3 protein-coding genes are annotated in these 2,929 nt (G+C 40.8%); 1 reads left to right on the top strand and 2 read right to left on the bottom strand.

Features of this window, described 5'->3' with window-relative positions; genetic code table 11:
• On the top strand, positions 1-378 hold a 378-nt coding region (locus tag CXF78_RS18825), incomplete at its 5' end, for a DUF805 domain-containing protein (RefSeq protein ID WP_257984950.1).
• A 143-nt stretch (positions 379-521) separates the two neighbouring features.
• Here CXF78_RS18825 and CXF78_RS18820 read toward each other — a convergent pair.
• Positions 522-1,454: a DUF808 domain-containing protein gene (locus tag CXF78_RS18820; protein WP_102037611.1), complete on the bottom strand. Its 933-nt coding sequence runs from the start codon at positions 1,452-1,454 to the stop codon at positions 522-524.
• 196 nt (positions 1,455-1,650) lie between these two features.
• On the bottom strand, positions 1,651-2,688 hold the full coding sequence (locus tag CXF78_RS18815) for a LacI family DNA-binding transcriptional regulator (RefSeq protein WP_011637238.1): 1,038 nt from the start codon (positions 2,686-2,688) through the stop codon (positions 1,651-1,653).
• Between the last annotated feature and the right edge of the window lie 241 nt (positions 2,689-2,929).

The raw sequence follows: 2,929 nt of genomic DNA, 5'->3' as shown, positions 1-2,929 counted from the left end.
GTATTGAAACAGTATTTTGATTTTAGCGGCCGTGCACGACGCAAAGAATACTGGATGTTTGGATTAATCAGCGCCGTTATCAGTATCGTACTGACGCTATTAGACATGGGTGTCGGTTTGTACAGCGACGTTTACGGTGCTGGGGTATTAAGCTCAATTTATTCACTCGCCATCATGCTCCCAAGTATCGCAGTGAGTGTCCGTCGTTTACACGACACAGACCATTCCGGTTGGTGGTTATTGTTGATATTTATTCCACTGCTTGGCGTATTAATTTTACTGGTTGTAATGTGCTTTAACAGTAAAGATGACAACGAATATGGGCCAAATCCAAAAACAGTACCAAATCCAGACAGTCCGGATAATTTAGCGGTTTAGTCCTAATAGACTGATTAACATCGTCATTATCGTCAATGCCACGAAAAAAGCATAGTCATAGACTATGCTTTTTTTGTATGTTTTTACCAATCATTGCTTACCACAACAATTGCTTGGATTTACTAATCTTTTGCAGGCATTAACTAGTTTTTTGCAGGCACTAACTTAGTCACACCATTCATCACTAATACCGCTAAACCACCAGCAACAACACCAAATAGTGCATTCAACACGCTTGGGGTTAATAGTCCTAAAACGTCACCAACAACACTCACTTGGCTAACCAGCGTTTCAGCATGCAAAATCCATTCAGACACCACATGAATTCCATGAGTTAAAATACCGCCACCGACCATAAACATGGCAATAGTGCCGACAAATGTCAGGATTTTCATTAGATAAGGAGCAGCAGATACTAATCCTAGGCCTAATTTACGCCCTATTCCACTCGGTTTACGCTGAGCAAGATACAAACCAAGATCATCGATTTTAACAATCCCTGCCACTAAGCCGTACACCCCGACCGTAATCACAATGGCAATCACACATAAGGTTAAAAATTGCCCCATTAGATCCATGTGTGCTGCCACGCCTAAACTAATTGCGATAATTTCAGCTGATAAGACAAAGTCGGTACGAATAGCGCCTTTTATTTTTTCTTTTTCGAATGCAGCTAAGTCTTCGATATCCGCTTTTGCTTTGGCGACTACCGCATCGTCATCGATCACAGGAGCGCGTTTATGTGTTAGTGAATGATAGACTTTTTCAAAACCCTCGTAACACAAAAACAAACCACCAAACATCAATAAAGGCGTTATAGCCCATGGAATAAACGCGCTGATCAACATGGCCATCGGCACTAAAATCACTTTATTTTTAAATGATCCCATCGCTACCGCAAATACCACCGGTAGTTCACGCTCAGACGCAACACCCGACACTTGTTGCGCATTTAAGGCTAAATCATCACCCAGAACGCCCGCTGTTTTACGTGCAGCCACTTTACTCATGGCCGCTACATCATCCAAAATAGTCGCAATATCATCTAATAGAGTTAATAAACTGGCACCTGCCATAAAAAAATTATCCTTTAAAAATTTAACTAGCAAGATCGACGCACAAGTATGATAGCGTTTAATAGTATCTGCATAGGACGGTCACTGGAAATAAATAATATTAACTCAGTGTTTTAGCTCGCCAAGACTCTGCAAACAAAATAAAAAAGGGTCTACATAAAATGTTAGATGCACTTCATGGCTTGATGCCTGTGAGTTAATTATCTTCTACATTTGCACCACATGAACTACGTACCACTAAATGGGTCTTGATTAATCGCTGGCTAACTTCTTGACCACGGATTAACTTCAACACACTTTCAACAAGTATTTCACCTGCGAACTGAGTATCTTGCTTTATGGTTGTTAACGCCGGATTGGCAAAACTGGCCACCGGAATATCATCGTATCCCACTACAGCAACTTGCTCCGGAACTAAAACACCGCGCTTTTTCAATGCACGAATGGCCCCTATCGCAATTAGATCACTCGCAGTAAAAATAGCATCAAATGTCACGCCGCTATCTAATAATACGTTGGCGGCATGATAGCCAGAGGCTTCGGTATTAATAGCGTCATGCTGTAACTGTGTGTCGGCCTCGATACCGGTAGATTGTAAAGCATCAACATGACCTAAATATCTGTCGCGAAATTCAGGGCTGCGACTTGACGAATCACCTAAAAAAGCAATGTGTTTATGCCCTAACCCAAGCAAATGTTCCGTGGCAACAAAACCACCTTGATGATTATCGCAACCAATAGACAACACCGCTTTATTGTTATGCTCAGCTCCCCAGATAACAAAATGAGTATTTTTTTCGATAAGCTTATCAAGCTTATGGGCATAATCCATATAATCGCCATAGCCTAATAAAATAATACCATCGGCTTTATTACTGTCTTCATAATCTGCATGCCAATCCGTTGAAAGCTGCTGAAATGACACCAATAAATCATAACCTTGACGGGCGGTTGCTCGAGTGATCGAACCCAACATAGAGAGGAAAAATGGGTTGATCATCGACTCATCATTAGTTGGATCTTCACAAATTAGCAATGCTAACGTATGGCTGTTTTGCATGCGCAAGTTACTGGCATTTTTATCGACTTTATAATTGAGTTCTTTTGCAATGGCTTGGATACGCTGTCGCGTTTCTAAATTTACCAACGGACTGTTTCTTAACGCACGAGACACAGTCGATTGCGACACGCCTGCACGGTAAGCTATATCAATAGAAGTCGCTTTAGATGCCATTTTTATGGTTAACCTTTTATTTTTATTGTCATCGCCACTATAAAAAACCACCAAGTTGATAAACCAACCTGGTGTTATAAAGCGAACTTATAATCCAAGTTCACTAAGCAAGTCATCTGCGTCATCGACAACAATGCCTTTAATATTGGGATCATTTAATACATCTTTTGATTTTGCAGTGTTAACTTGCGCTGCTTTACCATGAGTTTCAATTAACGAATCTAAATCAAACTCTTCGTCC

The sequence above is a fragment of the Shewanella sp. 11B5 genome (assembly GCF_002836795.1).
Lineage (GTDB): Bacteria > Pseudomonadota > Gammaproteobacteria > Enterobacterales > Shewanellaceae > Shewanella > Shewanella frigidimarina.
Note: the sequence above shows the minus strand (reverse complement) of the source record. Positions and strands in the feature narration are given on the sequence as shown.